This is a genomic window from Spirillospora sp. NPDC048823, assembly GCF_043198445.1.
GTDB lineage: Bacteria > Actinomycetota > Actinomycetes > Streptosporangiales > Streptosporangiaceae > Spirillospora.
In genome coordinates this window covers 131,894-157,737 of record NZ_JBICUT010000009.1, presented here as the reverse complement: position 1 = coordinate 157,737, position 25,844 = coordinate 131,894, and the positions used below count along the sequence as shown (strand labels likewise).

At 69.3% G+C, this 25,844-nt stretch carries 24 protein-coding genes and 1 pseudogene; 11 read left to right on the top strand and 14 right to left on the bottom strand.

Annotation, left to right across the window (positions count from 1 at the left end; all coding sequences use genetic code 11):
- A partial coding sequence (locus tag ACGFK0_RS21730) for a hypothetical protein (RefSeq protein WP_392907622.1) occupies positions 1-253 on the bottom strand: 253 nt, incomplete at its 3' end.
- Here ACGFK0_RS21730 and ACGFK0_RS21725 point away from each other — a divergent pair.
- Genes ACGFK0_RS21725 through ACGFK0_RS21715 form a run of 3 tightly spaced genes read left to right on the top strand, consistent with a single transcriptional unit; the run spans position 138 to position 3,409 of the window.
- Complete coding sequence (locus ACGFK0_RS21725; RefSeq protein ID WP_392907608.1) at positions 138-377, top strand: PT domain-containing protein; 240 nt, start codon at positions 138-140, stop codon at positions 375-377. The genes ACGFK0_RS21730 and ACGFK0_RS21725 overlap by 116 nt on opposite strands.
- An 18-nt stretch (positions 378-395) precedes the next feature.
- Positions 396-1,877 carry an SCO6880 family protein gene (locus ACGFK0_RS21720; protein ID WP_392907179.1) on the top strand — a complete coding sequence of 494 codons (1,482 nt, stop codon included), beginning with the start codon at positions 396-398 and terminating at the stop codon, positions 1,875-1,877.
- A complete protein-coding gene (locus ACGFK0_RS21715) occupies positions 1,874-3,409 on the top strand; it encodes an ATP/GTP-binding protein (protein WP_392907176.1) in 1,536 nt (511 codons plus the stop codon). Before ACGFK0_RS21720 ends, ACGFK0_RS21715 begins: the two co-directional genes overlap by 4 nt.
- 68 nt (positions 3,410-3,477) lie before the next feature.
- Here the strand turns inward: ACGFK0_RS21715 and ACGFK0_RS21710 are convergent, their stop codons facing one another.
- The gene (locus ACGFK0_RS21710) at positions 3,478-5,274 is read right to left on the bottom strand and encodes a type IV secretory system conjugative DNA transfer family protein (RefSeq protein ID WP_392907173.1); all 1,797 of its coding nucleotides are present in this window, start codon (positions 5,272-5,274) and stop codon (positions 3,478-3,480) included.
- A gap of 705 nt (positions 5,275-5,979) precedes the next feature.
- Positions 5,980-7,062 (bottom strand): lytic transglycosylase domain-containing protein, encoded by a 1,083-nt coding sequence (locus ACGFK0_RS21705; RefSeq protein WP_392907169.1) that lies wholly within the window; start codon positions 7,060-7,062, stop codon positions 5,980-5,982.
- Positions 7,063-7,538: 476 nt separating this feature from the next.
- Here ACGFK0_RS21705 and ACGFK0_RS21700 point away from each other — a divergent pair, with 476 nt between their 5' ends.
- The gene (locus tag ACGFK0_RS21700; protein WP_392907166.1) at positions 7,539-7,985 is read left to right on the top strand and encodes a hypothetical protein; all 447 of its coding nucleotides are present in this window, start codon (positions 7,539-7,541) and stop codon (positions 7,983-7,985) included.
- Between the two features lie 23 nt (positions 7,986-8,008).
- Here the strand turns inward: ACGFK0_RS21700 and ACGFK0_RS21695 are convergent, their stop codons facing one another.
- The 5 genes from ACGFK0_RS21695 to ACGFK0_RS21675 form a co-directional block, all read right to left on the bottom strand.
- A complete protein-coding gene (locus ACGFK0_RS21695) occupies positions 8,009-8,476 on the bottom strand; it encodes a hypothetical protein (protein WP_392907163.1) in 468 nt (155 codons plus the stop codon).
- 253 nt (positions 8,477-8,729) lie between these two features.
- Positions 8,730-9,071, bottom strand: a complete 342-nt coding sequence (locus ACGFK0_RS21690) for a hypothetical protein (RefSeq protein ID WP_392907161.1) — start codon at positions 9,069-9,071, stop codon at positions 8,730-8,732.
- Between the two features lie 668 nt (positions 9,072-9,739).
- Positions 9,740-10,495 (bottom strand): type I-E CRISPR-associated protein Cas6/Cse3/CasE, encoded by a 756-nt coding sequence (gene cas6e / locus ACGFK0_RS21685; RefSeq protein ID WP_392907159.1) that lies wholly within the window; start codon positions 10,493-10,495, stop codon positions 9,740-9,742.
- Between the two features lie 71 nt (positions 10,496-10,566).
- Entirely contained in the window at positions 10,567-12,054 is a 1,488-nt protein-coding gene (locus tag ACGFK0_RS21680; RefSeq protein WP_392907157.1) for a cation:proton antiporter, read from the bottom strand.
- Between the two features lie 428 nt (positions 12,055-12,482).
- Entirely contained in the window at positions 12,483-12,770 is a 288-nt protein-coding gene (locus ACGFK0_RS21675; protein WP_392907154.1) for a DUF308 domain-containing protein, read from the bottom strand.
- Between the two features lie 776 nt (positions 12,771-13,546).
- Here ACGFK0_RS21675 and ACGFK0_RS21670 point away from each other — a divergent pair.
- Entirely contained in the window at positions 13,547-13,966 is a 420-nt protein-coding gene (locus ACGFK0_RS21670; RefSeq protein ID WP_392907151.1) for an SHOCT domain-containing protein, read from the top strand.
- A gap of 224 nt (positions 13,967-14,190) precedes the next feature.
- Here the strand turns inward: ACGFK0_RS21670 and ACGFK0_RS21665 are convergent, their stop codons facing one another.
- Both ACGFK0_RS21665 and ACGFK0_RS21660 read right to left on the bottom strand, forming a co-directional pair.
- Entirely contained in the window at positions 14,191-14,520 is a 330-nt protein-coding gene (locus tag ACGFK0_RS21665) for an Atu4866 domain-containing protein (RefSeq protein ID WP_392907148.1), read from the bottom strand.
- Positions 14,521-14,599: 79 nt separating this feature from the next.
- Positions 14,600-15,982, bottom strand: a complete 1,383-nt coding sequence (locus ACGFK0_RS21660) for an amidohydrolase family protein (protein ID WP_392907146.1) — start codon at positions 15,980-15,982, stop codon at positions 14,600-14,602.
- 138 nt (positions 15,983-16,120) lie between these two features.
- On the opposite strand from ACGFK0_RS21660, the gene ACGFK0_RS21655 reads away from it, so the two are divergent.
- Complete coding sequence (locus ACGFK0_RS21655; protein WP_392907143.1) at positions 16,121-16,963, top strand: helix-turn-helix transcriptional regulator; 843 nt, start codon at positions 16,121-16,123, stop codon at positions 16,961-16,963.
- Between the two features lie 147 nt (positions 16,964-17,110).
- Here ACGFK0_RS21655 and ACGFK0_RS21650 read toward each other — a convergent pair whose 3' ends face one another.
- The gene (locus ACGFK0_RS21650) at positions 17,111-18,013 is read right to left on the bottom strand and encodes a helix-turn-helix transcriptional regulator (RefSeq protein ID WP_392907139.1); all 903 of its coding nucleotides are present in this window, start codon (positions 18,011-18,013) and stop codon (positions 17,111-17,113) included.
- A 171-nt stretch (positions 18,014-18,184) separates the two neighbouring features.
- On the opposite strand from ACGFK0_RS21650, the gene ACGFK0_RS21645 reads away from it, so the two are divergent.
- Positions 18,185-19,024, top strand: coding sequence for an SDR family NAD(P)-dependent oxidoreductase (locus ACGFK0_RS21645; RefSeq protein WP_392907136.1), 840 nt, complete (start codon positions 18,185-18,187; stop codon positions 19,022-19,024).
- A 585-nt stretch (positions 19,025-19,609) separates the two neighbouring features.
- Here ACGFK0_RS21645 and ACGFK0_RS21640 read toward each other — a convergent pair.
- The 3 genes from ACGFK0_RS21640 to ACGFK0_RS21630 form a co-directional block, all read right to left on the bottom strand.
- Positions 19,610-21,016, bottom strand: a complete 1,407-nt coding sequence (locus tag ACGFK0_RS21640) for a hypothetical protein (protein WP_392907133.1) — start codon at positions 21,014-21,016, stop codon at positions 19,610-19,612.
- 505 nt (positions 21,017-21,521) lie between these two features.
- On the bottom strand, positions 21,522-21,743 hold the full coding sequence (locus ACGFK0_RS21635; RefSeq protein ID WP_392907131.1) for a heavy metal transporter: 222 nt from the start codon (positions 21,741-21,743) through the stop codon (positions 21,522-21,524).
- A gap of 26 nt (positions 21,744-21,769) precedes the next feature.
- On the bottom strand, positions 21,770-23,287 hold the full coding sequence (locus ACGFK0_RS21630; RefSeq protein WP_392907129.1) for a molybdopterin-dependent oxidoreductase: 1,518 nt from the start codon (positions 23,285-23,287) through the stop codon (positions 21,770-21,772).
- A gap of 183 nt (positions 23,288-23,470) precedes the next feature.
- On the opposite strand from ACGFK0_RS21630, the pseudogene ACGFK0_RS21625 reads away from it, so the two are divergent.
- The 4 genes and pseudogenes from ACGFK0_RS21625 to ACGFK0_RS21610 form a co-directional block, all read left to right on the top strand.
- Positions 23,471-23,623, top strand: a pseudogene (locus tag ACGFK0_RS21625) (hypothetical protein); the annotation flags it as partial.
- A 63-nt stretch (positions 23,624-23,686) separates the two neighbouring features.
- Complete coding sequence (locus ACGFK0_RS21620; RefSeq protein WP_392907127.1) at positions 23,687-24,667, top strand: YihY/virulence factor BrkB family protein; 981 nt, start codon at positions 23,687-23,689, stop codon at positions 24,665-24,667.
- Between the two features lie 216 nt (positions 24,668-24,883).
- Positions 24,884-25,423, top strand: a complete 540-nt coding sequence (locus ACGFK0_RS21615; protein WP_392907125.1) for a hypothetical protein — start codon at positions 24,884-24,886, stop codon at positions 25,421-25,423.
- A 225-nt stretch (positions 25,424-25,648) separates the two neighbouring features.
- A complete protein-coding gene (locus tag ACGFK0_RS21610; protein WP_392907122.1) occupies positions 25,649-25,828 on the top strand; it encodes a hypothetical protein in 180 nt (59 codons plus the stop codon).
- Positions 25,829-25,844 lie beyond the last annotated feature (16 nt).

Sequence of the window (25,844 nt, the reverse complement as noted above, 5' to 3'; positions counted from 1 at the left end):
CGAACGTTCCGAGCGGCAACCCGTCGAGCGTTCCGTGGTGGGAGTCGAACGTTCCGAGCGGCGACCCGTCGAACGGTCCGAGCGGCAACCCGTCGAGCGGTTCGAAGGGCCACCCGCCGAACGGTCCGAGCGGCACCCTGTCGAACGTTCCGAGCGGCAACCCGTCGAGCGTTCCGTGGTGGGAGTCGAACGTTCCGAGCGGCGACCCGTCGAACGGTCCGAGCGGCAACCCGTCGAACGGTCCGAGCGGCAACCCGTCGAACGGTCCGAGCGGAGGAACTATCGCCGGTGGGGGCGACCGGCCCAAGCCGGACACTCGAACGCTGCGTGACAGCCTCGGCGAGGTGAGAGGCCCGAGTGGCGCTGACCAGGTCTAAGGAATGAGGTGAGCGGAAATGGCAGCCGAGTATCGTGAGCCCACGTACGGAAACTGGCGTAAACCGGTCTCTCCGGGAATCGGCCGGCTGGGCCTGGCCGGCACGCTGATCCTCATGGTGGGGCTCATCGTCGTCACCATGATGGCCATGGTGTCGACTCTGGCCGCCCTGATCAGTGCGGTGCTGCTGGGGCTGGCCATGCTTCCGCTGGTCATCCAGGACCAGCACGGGCGGACCGCGCTCCAGTCGGCCACGGCCCGGTTGAACTGGTGGTGGGGGCGTTCGCAGGGCTGGCATCTCTACCGTTCGGGACCGCTGAGCGTCATCCCGTACGGGTCGTGCCGGCTGCCGGGGCTGCTCGCCGCCTCCCGGCTGGTGGAAGGCCGTGACTCCTACGGACGCCCGTTCGCCCTGGTCGTGATCCCGTCCACGCGGCACTACACCGTTGTGTTCGAGTGCAACGCCGACGGGGCGGCGCTGGTCGATCAGAGGCAGGTCGACGCGTGGGTCTCCCACTGGGGACACTGGCTGGCGTCGCTGGGCTACGAACCGGGTCTGGTCGGCGCGAGCGTCACCATTGAGACGGCCCCCGACCTCGGCCATCGCCTCCGGGAAGAGATCCACGCCCACACCGATCCGAACGCTCCGGAACTGGCCCGGGCGGCCCTGGAAGAGATCGTCTGGAACTACCCCGTGGGCAGCGCACGGGTCTCCACCCGCATTGCCGTCACCTATGGGGCTCTACCGCATGCCGGAGGCAAGCGCCGCGACCAGGACGCCATGGTGCGGGAGATCGGGATGCGCATCCCCGGGCTGATCTCGGGGTTGGAGATGACCGGCGCCGGGGCCGCTCGCCCGATGACCGCCCACCAACTCGCCCGCGCCGTGCGGCTCGCCTACGACCCCGGCGCGCAGTCGACCCTGGACGCCGCCGAGAATTCGGAAGCGCCCTGGGAGGACGCGGGACCGGCCGCGGCGCAGGAATCGTGGGACCACTACGTCCACGACAGCGGCCATTCCATCACCTGGGGCATGACGGAGGCGCCGCGCGGCGAGGTGCTGTCCAACGTGATGACCGGTCTGGTGGCCCCGCACCATGACATCGCGCGCAAGCGCGTCACCTTCCTCTACCGGCCGCACGATCCGGCCTCCGCGGCCCGGATCGTGGAACGGGACCGCAAGGACACGCGTTTCCGTCTCGACGGAAACGCCAGCGCGGCGCGGAACGAGATCGACGTCATGAAGAGCGATCAGTCGGCCATTGAGGAGGCACGGGGCGCGGGGGTGACCCGGTTCACCGTCCTCGTCACCGCCACCGTCCGTTCGGCCGAGGAACTGCCGGTCGCCGCGGCGGCCGTCGACACGCTCTCGGCCCCGGCGCGCCTGCAGTTGCGGCGGATGTACGGGGCGCAGTCGTCGGCGTTCGCGGCGGCTCTCCCGCTGGGCGTCGTCCTGCCCGATCACCTTCAGGTCCCCGCGCTGGTGAGGGAGTCCATGTGAGCAGGGGCAAGACGAAGCCGGGCAAGGACGCGGAGAAGCCGGGCAAGGACGCGAAGAAGCCCGGCAAGGCCGAGCCGAAACCCGGATTCAGGGGTTTCACCCGCCGCGGCGGAGGGCGCGCCTCCCACGTGGAGATGCCTTCGGAGTGGCGCGGGACCACCGTCCAGGTGTGCGGGCTGTGGCCGTTCGGGGCCGGGTCGGGAACGCCGATGATCGGCGTGCCGCTCGGCAGGGAACTGACCACGGGGGCGGCCCTGTGCTGCGATCCGATCTCCTGGTTCCAGCGGGCCAACCTCATCCACAACCCGTCGGCACTGGTGCTGGGCAAGCCCGGGCTGGGCAAGTCGACCATGATCCGCCGCATGCTGCTGGGGCTCGTCGGGCAGGGCGTGTTCCCCATGGTCCTCGGCGACCTCAAGCCCGACTACGTCGACCTGATCCAGGCGATGGGCGGGCAGATCATCAAGCTCGGCCGCGGCCTCGGGGCACTGAACGTGCTCGATCCCGGAGCGACGGCCGCCGCCGCGGCCATACTTCCGGAGCAGGCGCGGGTCAAACTGGTCGCGGACGCGCACGGTCGGCGGCTGAACATGGTCGCCGCGCTGCTGACGGTCCTGCGCGGTGGCCCGATCGCCGACACCGAGCGCACCGTCCTCAACGCGGCCCTGCGGGTTCTGGACGAGCGTCACCCCGGCGTGCCCGTCCTGCCGGACCTCATCAGGGTGATCGACGAGGGACCGGAGCGGCTCCGCTCGGTGACCCTCGCCCGCGGGGACGACGCGCGGTACCGCACGGCCGTCGACCCGCTGCACGCCTCGCTCCTCGGAGTGCTGGACGGCCCGATGGGGGAGGCGTTCTCGCGGCACACCACCACCGCGATCGATCTGGACAATCCGGGCGGTGTCTGCATCGACATCAGCGGGATCGACGACGCCGACGCCGAACTCCAGGCGGCCGTCCTGCTGGCCTGCTGGTCGGACGGGTTCGGCGCGGTGGAGGCCGCGCACGCGCTGGCCGACGAGGGGCTGGCGCCGCGGCGGCACTTCTTCGTCGTCCTGGACGAGCTGTGGCGGGTCCTGCGGTCCGGACGCGGCCTGGTGGACCGGGTCGACGCCCTCACCCGCCTCAACCGGCAGCGCGGCGCGGGCCAGGTGATGATCACGCACACCATGGCCGACCTGCTGTCACTGGCCGACCAGGCCGACCGGATGAAGGCCAGGGGCTTCGCTGAACGTGCGGGCATGGTGATCTGCGGTGGGCTGCCGCAGGCGGAGATGCCCATGGTGAACGAAGTGGTCCGGATGTCGTCCGTCGAGGAACGCATGATCGTCGACTGGTCGACGCCGCCCTCCTGGAACCCCGACATGAACCGGGACAGCGAGCCCCCCGGACGGGGCAGGTTCCTGGTCAAGGTCGGCGGCCGCCCCGGTATCCCGTTCAAGGTGGAGCTCACCTCCGTCGAAATGGAGGTCAACGACACCAACAAGCGCTGGACCAACTCGACCACGATGCCCGGCGCGCACACCGTCTGACCGGTCGGGCCGACCGGTCCGGTCTTCCCGCAAGGCGGCATCGTCCTTGCGGGAAGACCGGGGACGTCTCAGCTCCGCGGCCGGGAGTCTCGCTCTTCCGCGGTGATCGGGTCCGGGGCGGGGCCCGTCCCGGCCGCCTGCTGCGCGACGCTCCTCTCGATCATCTGTTCGACGGTCTTCTTGCCCTGGGCGATGAAGTCCCCGTCCTTGCGCTTCCACCACGGGGTGAGCCACATCTCAACGGGACGGGCCGTGCCCGCGACGACCACCGCGCGGCCGAAGGGCATGGTCCTGAGCTCCTCGGGACGCAGCACCTGCTGCCCGTGGTCCTTGCCCACGAGACTGGAGAGCTCGTCGAGGTCCTTGGCGGTTCCGGTACCGCCCGAGACGATCTTGATCGATGAGTTCTCCCACAGCCGGGCGGCACCGTCCCCGCCCCATCTGGCGCGGGCGTCCGCCAGCGAGGTCAGGTAGACGTGCACGGTGATGGAGTAGCCACCCGATTCGCCCATGTACACGGGAAGACCGCCAATCGGGCAGATGTCGGTGACCTGGTTCAGCTCGAAGGTCAGCGGCGGGTCGAGGCGTCCGGTCGGGTTCTTCATGGCCGTACCGCGGGCGCTCCGGAAGTACTGCTCGATGATCGTGGTGACGACCGGAGCGATGCCGCCCCAGTCGGGCTGCTGCTTTCCGACGAAGTAGAGGGTGTTGCGCCCCTTCAGGAACTTGATGAAGTCGAACTCCTCGCCGAGCGGCGGAGAGCAGTCCTCCAGCACGTTCGGATGCGAGAAGCAGTGCATGACCTGGATGACGGTGGTCCAGGACCGCCGGGAGCTCCGCTGGAACTCCAGCTGCGCCGCGTATCCCGGAGCGGCCTTGGCGTTGGTGCGCAGGATCTCGATCGCCTCGTCGGGATTGGCATCGTGGACCCAGTCCATCACCCGGCGGAAGTTGACCTTGCCGATCGCGCCGGCGTGCAGCAGGCAGCGGATGATGGTCAGCACCCCGGTGAGGTGGGTGCCCTCGTCGGCGATGCTGAAGTGGCTGGACTGGACGAGCGTCGCCGACCGGACCGCGCACACGTTCGGGTCCTCGCATCCCTGCAACGGTGACCAGCGCATCCGGTTCGGCCATCCGGTCCAGTTGAACGGGTCGAACACGTACACCTCACCGAACTGCGCACGGGCCATCGCGGTGTTGACGAACGTCTCCCGCCTGGTGGAGGTGACGATGCAGGGACCGGGCGCGTCAATGGTGAAAGGCGTGACGAAATGGACGTCCTTTCCCTGCCTCGGCGCCGAAACGATGATCGCGGTGTCCTCGATCGACGCGTACAGCTTCCGCCGGGACCTGACGTCCCGTCCGAGGTAGAAGCCCACGTCCTCGGGCTTCACCTCGCGCGGGGACCGGGTCGCGGTGGACGGCCGGACCTGGTGCGCCTTGCTCAGGGCGGTCCGGGCACTCAGCAGTTTCCGGACCTCCCAGCCGGACGCGTACCCCAGGCGCAGCCGCCGGATGGGGCGGTGGCGCCGCACGTTCAGCAGGAGCCGCACCACGAAGTAGACGACCACCGATGCCAAGGCGAGCAGCACGATGAGCAGGAAGAAGAACAGGGGGGAAGACCCGATCGCGGCGGCGGCGACCGGCGGCCACGCACTCTGCGGATCGCCGGGACTTCGCACGAGGTTGTAGGTGATCCGCAAAGCGTCGCCGGGGCTCGAGTCGGGCCAGCCGCGCCCGGTGAGAAGGCCGGACAACTGGCCCGCCAGCCATACCAGGAAGCTGGTCGCGCCACCCAGCAGGAAGGTGACGACTCCGAGACCGATCAGGCAGCCGTAAACCTCGTCGTCATCGCTACTGCTCACGAAGGCTCCTCATGTCAATCCTGCCCTGGCGCAGTTGTTCTTGTCCCGGGGTGCTAATTATTCGCATTGACGATGGCACCGAAGACCCGCCACGGGTCACGCGGGGACGACCTGGTGAGGTCGATGGAGACCAAGTAATTCGTGGGAGAGCCGTGCCAGTCGTCTCGGCCGGTGGGAGTAATTTTCATCTCCCACAGCCGATAGGCGGTGGTCGGCCGGTCGGACGGGTCCCCCGCCTCCCGCCCGAGTGCTTTGAGGCGCACCGCGAGATAAGCCCGGTGCTGCGCCCATATTTTGGGGATGTACTGTCTGGGCTCGGCCCTGACTCTGGCCGTGTATGCGGGAGTGAGGTAGCGTGCCGCACGCAGTTTGGCGTCTCGCAACCCCGCGTCGACAGTGCTGTCGGCCGTGTACATGACCATAAGGGCCGCTCTCGACAGCGCCGTCGCGTCCCGCTCGTCGATCCGGCCAGGGGTTGGCAGGTCGTCCGGTAGCCGGGAAGCCGACGGCGACGGTGACTCTGTACTGATCGGAATACTGCTAGCCGCGCCCGGAGTAGCCGACGGTGTTTCGGGTCGGGCCCTCTCACCACTACTTCCCGGCCCACTGCAGCCGGCCACCAGTGCGGCGACCGAAACGACACAGCAGGCGGAACGCAGGCTGGTGGCCAATCCTTTGGTCACATCACACCTGCGTCGAGTGCGCTCAGACATTGGCGACGCGTTCAGCGAGGACCGAGATGTGGACGTGGTCGTAGTGGTTGGCCGTCACTCCGCCACGGTTCTCCATGGCACGCCACCCTTCTCGGGCTCGCGCGGGGCTCCATATTTGCTGGCGATAGATGATGTACTCGATGCCCAGGGGTTGAGCATTGGCTTTGGCCCAGTCGGCGATGTCGCGGCCGAGTTGGGCTTCCTGGGCGGTCGGAGAGCCGGAAGAGATCATGAAGTCACAGGCCCGGCCGAGGGGATGCTCACCGCCGCCGGGGATGCCGCCGTTGGCGCGGTAGCAGCCGATCCCGCGCGGGATGGAGAACTTGGCCTTGATCTGATTCCGGACGCAGCGCATTCGCGCCGTGATGTTCTCCGGGCCGAGTGCCTTACCGCCGGGGCATGTCGCCCCAGGTGGCCACTTGCCGCCCCCCGAACAGGTACTCGCATAATTGGCCGACCCCACGTTGAAATCTTTGGCGTAGTAGTTCGCCGCCGCCAGCACGTCTTTCACGTAGGGATTGCTGTCGGGGGTGTAATTTCCGGGATTGTAGCGATGGACGGCTCGTTTTATCTCGTCCGGAGTGAGTGCCGTCAATTTGTCTTGTTTGGTGTTCTTGCCGATGCTGCCCCGGAGGTGATTGGCCGCACCGGCGATGGCGTCCGCCGGGTTCCAGCGGTCTTCTTTTCCATCCCCGTCGCCATCGGCACCGTAAGCAATCCAGGACGATGGGATGAACTGCATCGGCCCGCCGGCGTGCGCATAGTTCTCTGTGCCTCTGGCAACGCCGGGCAGCAGTTCACCGTCAGCGCCTCTGGCCGTGCCGTGACGGGTCTCCACCCAGCCGATGCCGGCGAGCACGTTCTTGGGGATGTTCCACTGCTCCCCGACCGCCGAGTACCATCTGGCGTAGTTCCTGGGTATTTCCCCTGGTGACGCCTTCGCGTCCGCCTGCGCCACTCCCGACCCCCCGTCACTGGAATTCGGGGCGCACGCCGCCTGCACGAACATCGGAGAGCCGGGGATCAGCATCATGGCGACGACCGCGAGTACGAGCAAGATGATGACGATGGTCATGGCGCTGCCTGGAAGAAAAATGATCAACCAAATTGTGCGTCTTCGCATGCCGGCCCTCTCTGCGGTGTCGAGGTGCCGTCGAGCCAGAGCCGGTCACCGCGTCCGCCGAAGGAAGGCGAACCGTGCGCCTGGGACGCCGGGTGGCCCGATCGTCGTGTGAGCCCCCGGGCAGGACGCCCCGATGGCTGTCCGGGCATGGTTCACCTCCTGCCGCGTTGGATAAGACAGTGCGGTCGCCACCCGGATGTGCAAGGTCTTTCCGGCGTTTCCTGGCACCCGCCGCGTCCAGGACCGGATCCGGGCGCCGTCCCTTCTCCCACGTGCGGCGATCGACCGTTCATCAGTGCTCTCTGGACCCCGCCTCGCGAGCGATCCGGTCGTCGCGTGCATTGCGACCTTGCGGGTTCGGCGTGCCGCCGGACGGTACCCGGCAGAAGCTCTCAACGCCGCGGGCTTCGGATCGCCGGGAGGAATGGATGGCCGTGCTGGACGAGCTGATGGCCGCAGGGAAGGCAGGCGCCGGGACGCGCCGGATCGCCTGGCTGCTGTTCTGGGGCGAACGCGCCGCCGGATACGCGGACGCGCAGGCGATAGGCCTCCACAACGACGACATCGTCACCGCCGTCCGCCGCGGGATCCGGCTGCGGGATTACGTCACGGCCAGGCGGCGGTCCTCACACCAGGAGGTGCTGGAGGCGCACATGGCGACGGGCGACGCCTTCGCCTACGCGTGCGAACGCAGGGCCGGACATGATCACGCCGAGGCGATGGAGCAGGTGCTGCCCGGCAGCAGTCTCCTTGTCCCCTCCCAGCCCGCCGCCGAGATGCCGGAGACGAACGTCGCCGATCGTTTCGAGCCCGTGCGGGCCCGTCCCCGCCGGGTCGCTCCGCCCGTGGAGATCGAACTGAGCGTCGGCATCTGAGCAGGTCGTGAACGGTGAGCGGCTCAACCCCTGAACTCGTGGATCTGGAGGAGCTGCGCCCGTCTCGCAGCTTCCGCCAGCGGCGTGATCAGAAGCATCAGTGCGGTGCGCCGCGCGGTCCCGGGTAGCCCGGCCAACTCGGTGACGTACCGTACCCCGTCCGGGCCGTGCAGTTCGAAACCGCGAGCGGAACTCGCCCACACCCTGCCGTCCGGTGTGTCCAGTACGGGGACGGGCTCGTCCCCCGGGGCGGCGGCCAGGTCGCCGAGGACCCAGCCGGTGCGCCGGGCCGCCTCCGCGAAAGCCATGACCTCGTCCAGGTCGCGGCGCATCCGGACGAGGACGGCACCGGTGAACGAGGCGGGCAGGTTGTCGACCGAGGCGGCGCTGCGGCAGCCCAGCCTGCCGGCGATATCGGCCACCCGGCCCAGCACGCTGCGATGGATCAGACCTGTCTCGGTGTCGCCGACCGTAATGATCGCTGTGCACAACCGGTGCTGGGCTCCTGGCATCCTCGCTCGTTCCCCCGTCAGGGCAACCCTTTCGAGGCTGCCTTAACCGCCGCGCGTGACGGCCGACTCAGCCGGCACGCTCCCCATCCCCCCGGACAGTAAAGCCACTGACGATACAGAATGATGGACGGTGCTGGTCACCAGGAGGTGACGCGCAAACCCTTTCCAGGGCATGCCGATTCGGCTTCCGGCTAACAGTGGTGATAGGGAGGTGGGCGCGGAATCGGGCGCCTCACCCCCGTTCAGCGCGAAGCAGGTCTTCCCTGGCGGTCCCGAGCAGGTGACGGGCCACCTCCAGCTCCTTGTGCCCGTAGTCCAAGTGGACCAGGGCCGTTTCCACCATCTCCACACCCGAACCCGGCGGCTGCCCGGTCACTTCGAGTTCCCGGATCTGCTCGGTCCGCTCCATTACCGTGCCGACGATGTTCCAGACCAGATCCAGTACATCCGTGACCATCTCCACTGCCTGACCGGCTCCGGTCAGCGTCAACTCGTCCGTGTCGTCGCCCACCGCCGAAGACACCGCTTCCACCCGCTCCCGCAGCGCCCACAGCGCCCGATCAAGCTCGCTCACCGGTTCCTCTCGGGTTCGCACCGTCACGATCACACCTACCCCTGCGCTGGAGCAGCCGGTGATGAATCAGCCGCCCCGCCGTCGATTCCATGTCGCCGCTCAATGCGGCGAAGCCCCGCACCCTCCCGCCGGCCCCGCCTTTGCGGACCGCCCCGATCTCCGCAGGCACAGGCGTGGCTCGGCCGAGGACGTCGTCGGACGGGTCAAGCACCGTAATAGGGGATGCCCAGCCCGCCAGAGGTCTCGAGGCGGACTATTTCTCTGAGCAATTCTTTCTGAGTTCTTCCTTCGACCAGGACTGCTCGGCCGTGGCGTGTCGCCGCCCAGTAGTGGCCGGTCCGGTTCCCGTACCAGCAGATCCATTGCTTGCTGCGCTGCTGAAGTTGCCTTGCCAAATGACGTGAATCTTCGCTTGAAGCGAAGGAATTCATCTCTTTACCTGCGGCATGTTGTGGCCAGTTCTCCTGGGGTGGATGTCGTGTCTGTCTACTACGGTTCAGTCGACCGGGCGGACCGCAAGCGACCGGGCAGTCATTTTGCCCTCCACGCCGTCGCGGGACGAGCCCAGAGCCGACGCCGCCCAGGTCGCGGCGTCGCCGTTCGCTCGATCCGCGTCCCTGGGCGGTTGCCGCCGCCGCGCGGCCCTGGAGGGCGACCTAACATTGTCGTCAGGCGGATGCCCCCGCCTCAATGAGGGCGCCGCCGCTGTAAAAATCTTCTGAATGCGGGTGAGTGAGGGTGAACAGTCCGCAGCCGTAAGCCTTGTTGGGGCCGATGCCTTTCAGAATTGCCTGGGTGAGCAGAACTACGTCGGTGACGAGTAGCCTGCCCTCGAAAGTCGCGGTGTGGAGGGTGACCGGGACGCCGCGTCCACTTTCGGTGAAGGAGCGCCGGCTCCGCGCGGTGATCCGAACGTCCGGCGCGGAGCGTGGGGAGCAGCCGTCCAGACCGGAGGTCGCGGAGCCGGTGCGGGTACGGGGAATGGCGAAGCCCCATGTGGGAGCGTGTTCGAGGAACCACCCGAGTTGCTGGGCGGGGGACAGGTGAGCACGGTCGTCGTCGGGCGCCTGACTCTCGCCCGGGTCGTCGCGAACCGGGCTCGCGGTGACCCGGAACGCGAATTTCCTGTTGATGGTGAGCCGGGTGAGCAACGGCCGGTATTCACGGGTCGCCGCCTGGTCTCCGGCCGCGCCCGGCCAGCCGGCCGCCTCGACCAGGCGGGTCCAGTCGGGACGGGACGGACTGAGCACGAACAGCAGGGGCCGCTGGGGATCGTCGGCGTCCAGGCGCCACAGGACCCGCTTCATCTCGGACGGATCGGAGATTCCACCGAGGACCGCACCGCGCATGGCGCGCGGGCAGGCCAGGAGATCCCGGCTCTCCGCCCGCAGCGGGTTGATCGGGATGTGGGACAAGTAGGTCATGGCACCCCTCGCCGGCCCAGGAACCGAAGTCGTCTTCGGTGATCTTCACCGTCCGTACGCTCTGGGCAGTGTCAACCGCCTGAGCCTGGGGGGACATCGCCGGACACTCCGGGATTCCGCTGGACTGCGGCTCCACGGAGTGCGCCGGCGTCTCCGCTCTCCGCGGTCACTGCGGCATCGCTACTCTTTCCGCCGCGGAGGTCGCCGGACCCGGCCGTCACTCCGGCGCGCGGGGCGGTGATCACCGAAGTCACCAGAGTCATGACCACCAGGATGGCGAACAGGTCGGCCGAGAGGATCCCGGTGTCCACGCCGATCCGCAGCAGGATCAACTCGGTGACGCCACGGCAGTTGAGCAGCCGACCCAGCGTCAGCGAAGGAACCCAGGGCCAGCGTCCCGCCCGGACGGCGAGGGTCACACCACCCAGTTTCGCGGCCACCGCGGTGACGACGAACGCCAGACACCACCAGCGATCGCCGCTGTCGCCCAGCGCGTCCGCCAGATCGGTGCGGAGGCCGACCTCAAGGAAGAACAACGGCAGCAGCACCGCCGCGGCGAAGCGCCCGAGTCGGTCGGCGGCCCCCATGCAGGCGAGGGAATGGCGTGGCAGCACGACGCCGAAGGCGAACGCGCCGAACGCCGCGTGCACGCCGATGGCGTCGGTGGCCGTCGACGCCAGTAAGGCGCCCACCATGACGAGCGGCAACGCCGCGTCCTGCCCGCCGACGCGTGAGCCGCCGGACCCCGGCGACTCCATCGCGGCGGCGATGCGAGCCATCGCCGGGCGTATCGCCACCATCACCGCCACGAACAGGACCGTCAACAGGATCACCGTGGTGCCCGAGGCCGCCCCTGTTCCGGCCATGCCCAGGCAGATCGCCGCCAGGGACCACACCACCAGGTCGGTCCCGGCGGCGGCGCCCAGGGCGAACGAGGCGATCGGGGTTCCGCTCAATCCGAGGTCACCGAGAACGCGGGCCAGAACCGGTAGCGCGGTGACGCCCAGGACGAGCCCCAGGAACACCGCGTAGACGGGAAAGTTCACCGGCCCGGCGTATTGGGCCGCCGTCGGCACGGCCAGGGCCAGCCCGGCCGCCATCGGGACCGCCAGTCCGGCGTACACGACGGTGAGCAGCGACCGGCGTCCGGTACGCAGCACGTCCAGGTCGAGTTCGGCTCCGGCGGCCACCATGAACATCACCAGGCCGAGCTGCGCCGGGCCGTGGACGGCCGAGACGATCTCGTCCGGGAACAGCCACCCCATGCCGTCCGGGGACAGCGCCCCGAAGAGGGAGGGACCGAGGAGCACGCAGACAGTGATCTCGCCCAGCACCGCGGGCAGCCGGGACCGCTGGGCGATCAGCCCGCCGAGCCGGGCCGCGCCGAGCACGACGCCGATCGCGAGGAGCAGGTGGAAGCCGGAGCTCTCCATCGGGACCGGTAGGTCGTGGAGGCGGCCGGGCCCTCCCTCCGGAGACAGCCGCCATGCCAGGGCCGCGGCGATCGAGAGGAGAGCCGTGCTACCGGCGATCACGAGGACCGCGGACCGCCTCCCCATGATCGCCGACGGGATCATGCGGGATTGTTCCGATGGCAAGCTGATGCCCCTTGGATGTCGAGCGGACCTGGTGTCTCTGACTCCTGAGCACAACGCGTGTCCCGGTGCCAGCAGAGACAGTGCAGTCAGAAGGGCGGGCGTCAAGACGGCCCCACCTCACAGCACGCCGAAGCCGCCGGTATCCCCCCTCCGGGGGGCCGACCGGATAGACGGCATCGAACTCCGGATGCGGTGCGGGTACGACCGGCGGTGTCCCGTGCTGGGTGATTTCCATCTGCGGGCGCACATGGTGCGGTGCCGGAGCGCATCCGCAGGAGGAGCAATCGCTGCCGCATCCCGAGCAGAGGGCTCCCTGAACGAGTACGAACATGCCGCTTGACCTGCACGGACGAGGTTTTCGGCAGGGGCGACCTCGGCCGCCTCCACGGTCAATGGCGCGACGTCGTCCTCCTCGAACGCCGAAGCCCCATCGTGCTGTGACCTCGCGACGCTCCAGCAGGCGGCGAGGGCCTGAACGCGACGCCACGCGGTCTAGCCCTGGTGAGGCCGCCGGTGACCGACTGCGCGATCCGGACGACGCCGTTGATGATGAGCTGGAGCCCGATGAGCACGGCCAGCGCGCCGACGGTGACACCGGGCCAGGCCACGACGACGACGCCCAGCAAGAATGAGATGCCGCCGAGAGTCAGGGCCATCGCCTGGTGCTCGTTCACCATGTGCGTGAGCGTCGTGCCCTGCCCGCGACCAGGGACGGTTCCCCCCGTCCTCCGAGATGTCGTCGACATTATCGCTCCTCCCATGTTGACGTATTGCGTCGGGTTTCCGGCCTCCCGGACGGCTTACGCGTCCCGGATCGGCCCTGTATCGAAATGACACCGTTCGGGCAGGTCGGGCCGCATCCTCCACCACGGGTGATTGCGGTGCTACCCGGTTCACCCGCCGAGGGTGAGCCCCCAGCACCGTCGCCGGGCGATTCTGCGAGTGATCCATGCAATGAGGAGGTTCATACGTCACGCAGCGGCACGCCGATGCTGAAGACCCCCATCGAGATGCGGCAGGGGTATGTCGGCAACGCGGTAGCGCCCGAGCAGGGCCCGGCGCTCGGAGGAGAGACTGCGGCCGTAGTTCTCGACCAGCGCCCGTAGCATCTCGGCCGGACCAGCCCCCTCCGCCCCGGGAAGCAGGTCGCGGACCGGGGGTGATCAGCGGCGGGTCGGGGGCGATCCGCCGTACGCCCCCGTCCAAGCGGGTGAGCTTCGCGAAGGCCTGCAGGTTGGTCCGTGCGCGGGCCCGGACGCGGCGGCGGAGTATCGCCGGCGGGCGCCCACGAGGCAGGTCAAGCCGAACCAGACCATCGTCGCGGGAAGGCGGCAGCCCGGGGCGGTAGTGCGTCGCACGTCGAGAGCCACCCGCTGCGGGTGATGCAGGGGAAGACGGGTGTGGGGAGCATAGGCGGCATCGATGCACAGGGCCTCACGACTGGAGGACCACCATGAACGAACTCGCCACACCCATCGCCGCCACGGACTACCCCCTGCTGAACATCTTCTGGACCATGCTCTGGTTCTTCCTATGGGTGCTGTTCCTGATGCTGCTTTTCAGGATCATCACTGACATCTTCCGCGACGACCGGTTGAGCGGCTGGGGGAAGGCGGGATGGTCGATCTTCGTGATCGTGCTGCCATTCCTCGGCGCCTTCGTGTACCTGATCGCGCGCGGCCGGGACATGGGGGAACGCGACCTGCGAGCGATCCAGAAGCGCGATGAGCAATTCCGCGCCTACGTTCGGGAGACCGCCGGGGCGCCAGAGCCGAGCAGCACCAACGAGTTGGTCAGACTGGCCGAGCTCAGGAAGCATGGCGACATCAGCGAGGTGGAGTACCAGCGGGCGAAGACCAAGGTCCTCACCTGATCCACCTTCGGCCGGGACCGGGCGGGTGTAGGCCGCACCTGCCCGCTCGCGCACACCGCCGCCGAAAAGACCGCCACCCATGTGCTGCGGGCTGGGTGGCGGGTGTCCGGCACCCGGCGGGGACGCCTGGGCCGTCGGGCGGGTGTTGGGTCAGATTCTTGTTGCGTTGCGTTGCGTTGCGTTGCGGGCGACGGTGACGGGGCGGGCTGATCCGGCGATCTCGGTCATGACGGCCGCTCTTGCCGGTACAGCACGAGGTGCTCGTGGTAGAGCACACCGCCTCGCACGTCGCCGGTGGCGGTGAAGCCCAGGTCGTCGTGGTAGTCGAGGTGGGTGCCCGTGATGGTGTAGCGGCCGGTGTAGGCGCGCTTGCGACCGTCGCGTTCCTCCTCGTAGCGGCCGTTGGCGAGGAGTTCCTGGCGGATCCGCCCGTCGGCGGTGACCCACATGCCGACGTACGGGTGAGGGGCGCGCGCTGCGCGGCCACTGCCCGGGGCGGCGCAGGCGAGCAGCATGGTGAACAGTCCGAGGAGGTGCAGGGGTTTTCTGAACATGGACGGGCTCCATTGCATGGACAGGTGATGGTCAGGCCGATTCCGCGGGTCGCGGCGGCGCTGGCGACGGTGCGGCTGGTCAGAGCCGGCGGCCGGCGTGTCCGGAGGCGTGCAGGACGCGGTCGCGGGAAGCGCGCACGTCTTCGCGCAGCGTGGACAACTCGACGTCCAGGACGGTGCCGGCCCACTTGCGGACCTGCCCGGCGATCAAGACGGCGTCGATATTGCGGGCGTCGCAGCCCAGGACGAGGGTGCCGATGGGGTCGTTGAGCGGCATGTTGTTGAGGTCTTCTGCGCGTACGACGAGCACGTCGGCCTGCTTGCCCGGGGTCAGGGAGCCGGCGACGTCGCCCAGGCCGATGCTCCTGGCACCCTGCAGGGTGGCGAAGTCGAGAACGTCGTGCACGCCGATCCGGACGGGCTGCTCGCCGGTGCCGTAGACGGCGTGGACGGCGCGCATGCGCTGGACGGTGTGCAGGGCGCGCATCTGCGTGAACATGTCGCTGGCCAGGGCGACTTCGACGTCGATGCTCAGGCCGGGCCGGATACCGGCGGCGAGGGCCTCGTCGATGGCGGGGACCGCGCTCTCCAGGCCGATCTGGGCGTCGGAGGTGGGGGCGAGCGCGACGTTGGCGCCGGTGTCGGCCATCGCCTGCCAGGCCTGCCGGGTCAGGCCGGTGCAGTGGATGAGGGAGACTTGGGGGCCGAGCAGGCCCTGCTCGGCCCAGCCGAGGATGGCCTCGGAGGAGGGCGGGCCGAAGACGGCGTCGATGCTGACGCCGATGCCGAGGTCGCGGGCGGTGCGGGCAAGGTGCTCGCCGTAGGCGAGGTCGGGGCCGGCGACCTCGCCGGTGGCCAGGGCGGCCAGGCGCAGGGTGAGCAGCCCGCCTGCGGCGAAGTGGGTGTCGTGCAGGCGCGTCAGGTCGGCGGGCCATTGGCCGTCCCAGTCGCCGAAGTGTGGGCGCATCGAGGCGTGCACGCCGCGTATGCCGGTGTCGGCCAGCGCCCGGATGGCGGCGTCGGAGTGGGCGGCGGTGCGGGAGTTGTGGGAGAAGTCCAGCATGGTGGTGATGCCGCTGTCGATGGCGGTCAGTGCGGCCAAGCGGGTGCCGATGTACATGTCCTGCGGCTCGTAGGCGGGGGCGATGCCGGCCAGGGTGGAGGTGACGTACTCGCCGAGGTCGTTGACGTCCGGCATGATGCGGCGCAGTTGCGCCTCCCAGGCGTGGCGATGGGTGTCGACGAAGCCCGGGGCCAGGACGGCGCCGCTGACGTCGATGACCAATGCGTCGCCTGCCGGCAGGCCTGCGCCGACGGCGGCGATCCTTTCGCCGTCGATCAGCAGGTCGGCGCGGGGCAGGACGCCCAGCCCCGGGTCCATGGTGACGACGGCGGCGGCTCCGGTGAGCAGGACGCGGCGACCGGGGACGGCGCGGCGCAACTGGTCCAGGGTGGCGTTCAAGGCTTCCTCCGCAGATAAGGGATTAGTGGGGCGCTACTCCATTGAGTCTGTGCAGGTCAGAGGGCATCAACCAGGACGCGTGCTGCCTGGGTGCGGCGCACCCCGGCAGCACATGCGGCCCCCGGATAGCTTGGTCGCATGGACGGCAACCACCTGGGCGAATTCCTGCGCGCGCGCCGCGCCTCCCTGCGGCCGGAGGATGTCGGCATGGCGAGTTACGGGACTCGAAGAGTCGCCGGGTTGCGCCGTGAGGAGGTCGCCGTCCTGGCCGGCGTGAACGCCGACTACTACACCCGCCTGGAACAAGGCCGCGAGCGCAACCCCTCAGGCCAGGTGCTCGACGCTCTCGGCCGCGCGCTGCGCCTCGACGCGGACGCCCGGGCGCACCTGTTCCGGCTGGCCGGGACCACCCCGCACGACCGGCCCTTCACGCAGACCGCCGAGCGGGTCAGCCCGGCGCTGCGCCAGTTGATGGACGGCTATCCCCACACTCCGGCGTTCGTGATGAACCGGACCCTGGACATCCTGGCCACGAACGCCCTGGCCGACGCCCTCTACAGCCCCTTCGAGCCGGCGGACAACCTGGCCCGCATGACCTTCCTCGATCCAGCCGGCCGGCGCTTCTACACCGACTGGGACCGCGCGGCCCAGGCCACCGTCGCCAACCTCCGCCAGGCCGCCGGCTTCGACCCGGACGACCCGCGCCTGGCCGAACTCGTCCGCGATCTCACCGAGCGGAGCGCGGACTTCGCCCGCCTCTGGAAAGCCCACACCGTGCGGGGCAAGACGCAGGACGCCAAGCACCTCCTGCACCCGGACGTCGGCCCGCTCACGCTCACCTACCAGGCCTTCGACGTACGCGACGCCCCCGGCCAGCAACTCGTGATCTACCACGCCGAGCCGGGCGGCGGCAGCGCCCAGGCCCTCGATCTCCTCGGCTCCATCCATGCCACCCGACGCCAGAGCGAACCGCGAAGGTAGAGGGCCGACCCGCCGCGCGGCGACGGAGGTGTTGGGTCCAGATCCCCAGGGCCGGGTCGCTCTCGGCGGTCCGGCGGCGCCGCCACCGCCAGGCCCTCCCCTCACCGGCCGCCTCGCCCCCAGCGTCGGCGAGGGTGAGGGGCGCTGTCATCTCGGACGGTCCTCCGCCCTGCGCAGAGGGATGTGATCGTCAGCGGCCGGCTCATTCCACTGGGCGAGCAGGTGCAGCGCGGTCTCGGACGGACTGCCGGGCTCGGCGTCGTAGATGAAGAGCGTCTGGTCGGGGTCGTCGGCTGGAGTGAGGGCCTGGTAAGTGATGGTGAGGTCGCCGACCAGGGGATGGTGGTAGTCCTTGTTGCCCGTGGTGCGCTGGTGGACCTTGTTGTCGGACCACGAGCGGCGGAATTCCCCGCTGCGGATGGACAGGTCGCCGATCAGAGTACTGAGAGCGGGGTCGTCGGGATGTCGGCCGGCGTCGCGGCGGAGCATGGCGGCCGTGTCGGCGGCGACGATGGGCCAGTTCTTGTACAGCTCGCGGGCGTGCGGGTCGAGGAAGACGAAGCGGGCCTGGTTCCGCTCGGCGGCGGGCAGCGCCCGGAAGTCGGTGATCAGGCGTCCGGCCAGCCGGTTGTGGGCCAGCACGTCGAGGCGGCGGCCCAGGACGAAGCCGGGTCGGCGCGCCGCCTCCAGTATGTCCAGCAGCCGCCAGGTCGCGGGGTGGACCCGCTGCGGGCGGGGGCGCCGCCTGCGCCGGGCGGGCCGGGGACGGGCCAGGGTGTGCAGGTGCTCGCGTTCGGCGTCGTCGAGGTGGAGGGCGGTGGCCAGCGCGTCGAGCACCTCGGGGGAGGCGCTGCGGCTGCGGGCCTGCTCCAGGCGGGTGTAGTAGTCCACGCTCACCCCGGCCAGGCGGGCCAGTTCCTCACGCCGCAGCCCGGCCACGCGGCGCCGGCCCACGAGCGGCTCGTCGAGCCCGGCCTCGTGCGGACTCAGCCTGGCGCGGGCTGAGCGCAGGAACTCCGCCAGGGGGGTGCTGGTTCTGCCATGGTCCATGCCACCCAGTGTCACGCCTTTCCGCAGTGCGCCGACCGGTGAGAGTGGCCCAGTTCGTCCCCCGATGGCTTGGGCCATTCTGCCGCCCGTTTCTGCCGTTCAGGGCTGGTTGAGTGGAGATCGGGCCGCTGATTCGGTCCTGTCCCTCATTCCGTACGAAGGAGTTCTCGCATGTCCACGTGGTTCATCACCGGCGCCGCCCGGGGCCTTGGCCTGGAGATCGCCCGCGCGGCCGTCGCGGGCGGCCACACCGTGGTGGCGGCGGCCCGTAACCCGGACGCCCTGCCCGAAGACCTGCAGCGGTCCGGCCGGGTACTCGCCGTCCGGCTCGACGTCACCCGCGGCGAGCAGATCGCGGGCGCCGTCGCTGCGGCCGTTGAGCGGTTCGGCGGCATCGACGTCCTGGTCAACAACGCCGGCCGGGGGCTGCTGGGCGCGTTGGAGGAGATCACTGACGCCGAGGCGCGTTCCCTGTTCGACCTCAACGTGTTCGGGCTGATCAACCTCACCCGGGCCGTGCTGCCGGGCATGCGCGCCGCGGGTGGCGGCAGGATCGTCAACATCGGGTCGCGGTCCGGTTTCGAGGGCGAGCCGGGGGTGAGCGTGTACGCCGCGTCGAAGTTCGCCGTCGCCGGCCTCAGCGAAGCGCTGGCGGCGGAGCTGGCGCCGTTCGCAATTCAGTGCATGGTCGTCGAGCCTGGCGTCTTCCGTACCGATTTCCTGGACGCCAGCTCCCTGTCCACCGCCGCACGCCGCGTCGGCGCCTACGACGGCACCCCTGCCCACGTCACCCTGGACTGGGCGGGCACCGCCAACCACACCCAGCTCGGCGACCCCGTCAAGGGGGCCGCGCTGATCTACGAGGTGACCTGCCAGGAGGAGCTGCCGGGTCACCTGTACCTCGGGCTCGACACCCTGGAGCGGCTGCAGGTGAAGCTGGACCGGATCGAGCAGGACGTGGCCCCCTGGCGGGACAGATCCGCCGCCACCGCACACGACGACGCGGCCTGACCCCGGGCCCCGCCTTCATCCTTGAAGGATCTGTCATGACCGCTGCTCTTCTCACCGGAGCGCCAACTCGTCCCCGCGCTCCATCAAGGACGCCGTCAACGAACGTGTGGCCCGCAGCGAGCGTCCTCTACCAGCAGCTTCTCGCGGCCATCCGACCTCCCAGGAGGTTCGGGTTCGAGCCGCACGGACCGTGCTTCGTGGCCGCCATCGTCCTGCCGAACTGAAGCCAGAGGCGACTCGACCCGGATCTGCACTCCCAGCAGCTGAGGGACGTCACGCAGATCCTGCGCGGGGGCTGGTCTCCAACTCCTCGTCACCGCACCTCGTCGGCTCCCACGAGGGCGTCGCGGTCGTGATCTTGCAGTGTTCCGACAGCCGCCTCATCGACGAGGCCGTCGGTGTCCTTCGGGCCCGCGGGCTCCAGGCGTAGGCCGGCAGCGGCCGGAAGGTGGCATCACTGGACCTGATCTAAGGACCGAAAATACGAGGTCGGTGAAGACCAGCGGACGCTCCCTCCGCGCCAGTTGGTGAGGAGACCGCCCGGCGGCGGTCAGGTTGGTCCGCAGCCGGCACCTTCCGCCGTCGCTAATTAGGACCAAGACCATTGGCCCGCGGGCGGCGTGACTCTTCCTCTCCGGCCAGTGCGGCCCGCAGTTCCTCGGGCGGTTCCGCGGGCAGGCCCACGGGGAAGACGTCGAGTCGGCTCGGCGCCTTCTCGCCGATCCGGCTCTCCACCACCACCCATTCGCTGTCGGGTGACCAGGCCACGAGGTGCGCCTGGCGCTCCAGTGAGCCGTACATGACGGGGCCGCCTCCGTCCACCCGCCAGACGCTCGGCTTGCGCCGGTGATCCGAGGCGAAAGGGCTCTGCGTGATGAGCACGTACCGGTCGCCGGGGGCCACCGCGATGTCGCGCACCCATCCCCAGTCCGTCGCGATGCGGCCGTGGACGCGGCCGGTGCGTGGCTCGGCGACCGTGATGTCGGGATGGTCCTCGCCGATCAGGAACATCCGAGACTCATCGGCGCTGAATGCCACCTGCCGTAGGCGGCTCGCGTCGAAGCCTTCCGGCAGGACCACGGATGCGTCCGCCCCGCCGGCGGAGTCGACGAACTCGACGCCCGGCAGGAGGTGCCGGGCGCGATACCGCCCCGTAGCGGACCGGACGCTCCCCGGCTCGTGCGGCACCTCGGTCACCGCGCCGGCCGCCAGGTCGTAGGCCCACTGCTCGTCATCAAGGAACGACTTCACCGCCACGACGGGAAGCCCTGGCACCCACATGAGTACCGCGGTCGGCTCGACCCCATGGGCGAGACGCAACCGCTCGGTCCAGTCCGCCGTCTCGTAGACGACAAGCTCCCCGCCCCAGTTGAGGACGGCGAGATGGGCGCCGTCGTCGGAGAACGCCATGCCGCTCACCTGGCGGCCCTCGCGCCTCCCCGCGCGGAACGGCTCGATCACGTGCGCCGGGCGGGAGAAGTCGGGCACGTACGGCGCGTCGCGCGGTTCGGGGGCACTCAAGCCGGTGTCCCAGACGGTCGACCGGGTGTCCCCGGGTTCCAGCCCCTCGAGCCAGCGGGGGTCGGTGACCCGGACCACGTAGTCGCCCTGGACAAGCAGTTCCTCGTCCTGCCAGCCGCCGTCGCGCAGGTAGTAGAACATCCCCAGCCTGTCCCACTGCTCAGACGTCATCGGATGGTTGCGCGTGGCCACCCGCTCCACGCCCTCGATGAACCACCGGGCGTTGGCCGCCACCCAAGCCTCGTCCATCAACGGCTTGTAGTCGAAGACCCGCGCCAGCGGGCGCGGACGGCCGTACGCCCCGTCCGCCGCGAAATCCCACAGCAGCCGCAGGAAGAACACGGCGTTCTCGGGCAGCGGGAAGCCCCCCTCGATCGAGGGCTCGTTGTAAACGACGAACACCCGCAGCCGAAGGCTCCGCCGGTCGTCGGCGACGCCGAGCACGCGCGCACCGTACAGGTCGGTTGACATGGGAACTCCCAGATTCACGCTCGGGACCGGTGCCGCGTTGTGGCAGGGGCAAGCTTGCCAGCAGGGACCGCCATTCCACCCAGAAACGACCACATCGGACGGAAATGCGACGGCTGCGGTACCCGACCGAAGAATTCCAATCAGGCGCCGCCGGGCACGGAGGCTGCGGGGGCGTCTGCAGTCACCTGGCGCCAGGTTTGGGACGGATGGGGACGCAGGCCGGACCGGGACAGGCTTGAGAACACCGCACCGACAAGCCCGTCGTCCTTGCCCACGTCTTAGCGTGATGGGCAGGCACCCTCCGCTACCACCGAAAGAGCGACAGAGCCGTTAACTGGACACACCCCGGTCCGCCCAACAGATTCTCATCAGGAAAAATCTACTGAAGGTCGCGTGTTCCGGCGGTAATAGCTTCACTCCCGACACCAATGTGTTGATGGCAGGTGGAAGTGGATGCGGCTTGACCTGCGCGGACGAGGTTTTCGGCAGGCACAGGCGCGGGCGGTCAGGCGAGCGTGTAGCCGCCCGCGCCGCGCAGGGCCTCCTCCAGCGCGGCGCGGTCCATGGCGACGTCGTCCTTGTGCTTGAGGATCACCAGCGAGTCGCCGCCAGGGAGGATCTCCGTGGCCACCGCGCCGACGTCCGGCACCGCGCTGAGCCGGTCCTTGACGGTGCGCGCGTCGGCCGCGGTGGTCATCCCGGAGATCCGGAACGTCGTGCTGATCATGGTGCCTCCGTTGGGCTCCGGCCGGTTCAGATCCGGCCGTTGAACGCCTGCAGCGCGGCGTCCTCGCGGGTGCCGCCGCGCCCGTCGCCGTAGTCCGCGTAGTCGGTGATCCATTCGACGGATCTGACCCACTTGACCATCTTGTAGCCGTGGTTGGACTCCACCCGCAGCCGCAGCGGCGCACCGAGGTGGACGTCCAGCGGGCGGCCGTTGCGCTCGTAGGCCAGGATCGTGTCGTCCTCCTCGATCATCTCCAGGTCGAGGACGGCGTAGAAGGGCTCGCGCGGCCGGTGGTCGTACATCTCCTGGGCCAGCCCGTGCGAGGTCACCATCACGTAGTTCGCGCCCTCCGGGCGCGGGCCGAGGACCTCCAGGAGGTCGCGCATGCGCACCCCGCCCCATTTCGAGGTGGCCGACCAGCCCTGCATGCAGGTGTGGACGGCGACGTACTCGGTCTTGGGCAGGCGGCGCAGGTCCTCCAGGCCGAGCCGCAGGGTCTGCCCGCTCAGCTCGCCGCCGAGCTCCAGGTGCCAGTCGCGGAACCCGGAGTCCCGGTGCGCGAGCCACTCGGTGGACTCGTCCTCCGTCGGCGGCAGCCCGTTGGTCCAGTGGAACTCGGAGATGTCCTTCTCGGTGTAGGCGTTCTGCCGGCCCATGCGCGGCTTCATCCAGTTCAGGGTGAGCTTGCGGACGGGTTCGGTCAGCGCGACGAGGACCCGCTGGGAGCGTGCCCGGTCCGCCAGCGTGGCGTAGCTCAGCGCTATCCAGAGGCCGATGGCGGCGACGATCGTGATGAGCGCGACGGTGAACGCCTGGGCGTGGCGGGAGGTGTCGGTCACCCCGAAGACCATGTGCGGGAGGTTGTACTCGGGGTGGACGATGAAGACCAGCCCGACGTGCATGACGATGAACGCCGTCATCAGCGCCATGCCGATGAAGTGCAGCGAGCGCGCGCCCTGGTGGCCGCCCCAGAACTTGACGTACCGGGGGAAGCGGGAGCGGACGGCCGGGGACATCGCGATCCCCGTGAGGATCATGAACGGCGCGAGGAGGAACACGACCCCGGTGTACATGAGCATCTGCAGTGCGTCGTAGGGCTGGAAGTGCTCGATCGACGGAACCCCGAAACCGAGGTAGACCTTGAGCGAGTCGAACGCCTCACCGAACACGTCCCACGACGTGGGGACGATCCGGCGCCAGAGCCCGGTGGCGAAGAGCAGGACCACGTACACGAAGCCGTTGATCAACCATAGCGTCACGCCCAGCCCGTGCCAGTGCCGTCCGAGGCCGATGTTCTTCCTGCCCGGCAGGGTGAGCAGCGGGCTGGCGGTGCGCTCGTCCATGAGGGACGTGTAGACGCCTTCCTCCTGCGGCAGCCTGCGCCGCGTGAACTTGATCCACTCGGTGCCGGGCTTGCAGTCGTTGCGCCACCAGAACCGCGGCAGCGAGGAGATGATCTCCCAGCCGCTGCGCAGGACGATGCCCATGAGCACGAAGTTGAGCAGGTGGGTGCTGCGCAGCCACAGCGGGAAGTCGGGGTCCACTCGGTCTCCATCGCTAAACAAATGACCAGGTTGCTCAGATCATTCACCATTTCGGGCGGTCCGCAAACCCGAACCGCCGGTGCGCGAGCCGCCGAAAACCCGGCCGCTGGCTCGTACCGCCGGCCTCGGCTCCTCGGGGACCCGCGGCCTGGAGGCGCAGACGCTGAAGCTGTTCGACGTGTGCCGGCGGCGCGCGTGGACGACGCCGGTAGGGAGCGCCCGGTGTCGGCGCCGTTCGCCGGGCAGGTGTTCAAGGTGCAGGCCGGGATGGACCGGGCGCACCGGGACCGGCTGGCCTTCGTCCGGGTCTGCTCGGGGCGCTTCGAGCGGGTCATGCCGCCGCGCGAGACGGGGGGCGGCGGGGCGTTGCGTGTGCGCTGAAAAGGGCAGAAGGGCCGTGTGGGAGTTGTCGGCCGCGTGGACGCCTACCAGCGGCGGCATCGCTGGGCGGGGTTGCCGCTCGCGGTGGTGTACAAGTTCGTGGACGACCAGGGCACGTACCTCACGGCGATGATCACCTACTACGGGTTCGTGTCGCTGTTCCCGCTGCTGCTGCTGTTCGTCACGGTGCTGGGCTTCGTGCTGGAGGGCAATCCCGGGCTGCAGCAGCGCGCACTGGATTCGGCGCTCGCGCAGTTCCCGGTCATCGGGGACCAGATCGGCGCGAACATCGGGTCCTTCCGCGGCAGCGAACTGGCGCTCGCCGCGGGCGTCGTGGGCAGCGTGTACGGCGCCTTGGGCGTCGTGCAGGCCGCGCAGAACGCCCTGAACAAGATGTGGGGGGTGCCGCGAAACTCCCGTCCGAACCCGGTCCTCGCCAGGGTGCGCAGCCTGGCGCTGCTGGCGGTCGGCGGCGTGGTGCTCCTGGGGACGGCGCTGCTGTCGGGGATCATCACGTCCAGCGGCGCCTTCGGTACCGGGGTGCGGGCGGTGGTCATCGCGGCGGCGATCGCGATGAACGTCGTGCTGTTCACGGTGACGTTCCGGATGCTGACCGCCCGGCCGCTCACCATCGCGCAGGTGCGGACGGGGGCGATCGTCGCGGCTCTCGTCTGGCAGCTGCTGCAGTGGGCGGGCACCTTCCTGTTCGGTCACTGGCTCCAGGGCGCCAGCGCGACCTACGGCTTGTTCGGCATCGTGCTCGGCCTGCTGACGTGGATCTATCTGGGCGCGCTCACCTTCGTGCTGAGCGCCGAGATCAACGTCGTCCGGGAGCGGCGGCTGTGGCCGCGCAGCCTGCTGACGCCCTTCACCGACAATGTCGAGCTGACCTCCGCGGACCGGCGCGCCTACGCCTCCTACGCGGAGACCGAACGCCACAAGGGCTTCGAGAACGTCGACGTCGACTTCGACCCGCCCCCGCGCGACGACCCGGACTGACCTCCTGGAGGACGGCGACCCACCGGGCGCGTCCTCCTCGACCAGGACGACCTCGTCCTGCGAACGCGACGCGAGCCGGTCGGCCAGCGCGGCACCGATGATCCCCGCACCCGCGACCACTATCCGCATGCCTTCAGAATGACAGCCGCTCCCACATGTGGTGAGGCTCGCAAGACGGACACCCATGCGTAATCCCCAAGAGCTACCGTGACGCGGGTGTCCATCGTCATATCGGTCATCGCCGCGGCTCTGACGGGGTTCGCCGGGGGCCTGCTGCTCCGGCCCGCCCTGGATCGAATGCTGCGGCGCCGCCCCTCGCTCCGGTCGTTCCGCCGCGAGCTGACCGGCCCGCGCCCCGGCCTGGCCTTCTACGTCATCCCGCCCGGTCTGGGGAACACCGACGAGATCGTGGCCGAGCTGACCGCCGGCCGCCGCCCGCGCCTCTGCCTGATCGGCAGGCTGTGCGGCCCCCTGCCGTACGACGAGGGCGTCGTGCATGACAACGTGCTGCAACGCGGAGCCCTGTGGGTCGCCCCCGGACTCCTGATGTTCGACCCGCGCGGCGACGCGGAGATGAGCGTCCTGGAAGCGCCCTACGGCGTGGAAGCACGAGAACCGATGCTCACCGAGGCGGGCCGGCCGGTCCTCACCATCGACCTGGGCGACGGCGTCCTGGTCTTCGAACCCGCCCCCGACACGGACCTGGAACACGCCTGGAGCCGAATCCGCACCGTCCTAGAGGAAACCACCCCCTGACCAAGCGCCCCGGCCGGTCGGTGAAGCCGATCCGAAGCCGGGATGAAGCCGGTCGGGGTTCACTCTCATTCGCTGCCCTGCTCGCCGGGGTCGGGCAGGATGACGAGTGAGTGGAGAGTGGCATGGCTCGTGATTCCTCCTGGCCGGGTCTCAAGAGGGCGGCGACCCGCACCAGCGTTTGTGTGGGCCGGCCTGTGGGCCGTCGCGCTCATCTTGATTCTTTTCATGGTGTTCGTGGTGAGCAACACCGGCGATGTGCGGATCTCCTTCGCCGGCATGAGCGGTGTTCTGCCGCCGGCGGTCGTGCTCATGGCCGCGATGTCCGCCGGGATCGCGGTCATTCTGATCCTGGGCACCGCCCGCCTCACGCAGCTGCGCCCGCTGACCCGCAGGCGCCCGCGCTGAGGGACCGTCCCACCGG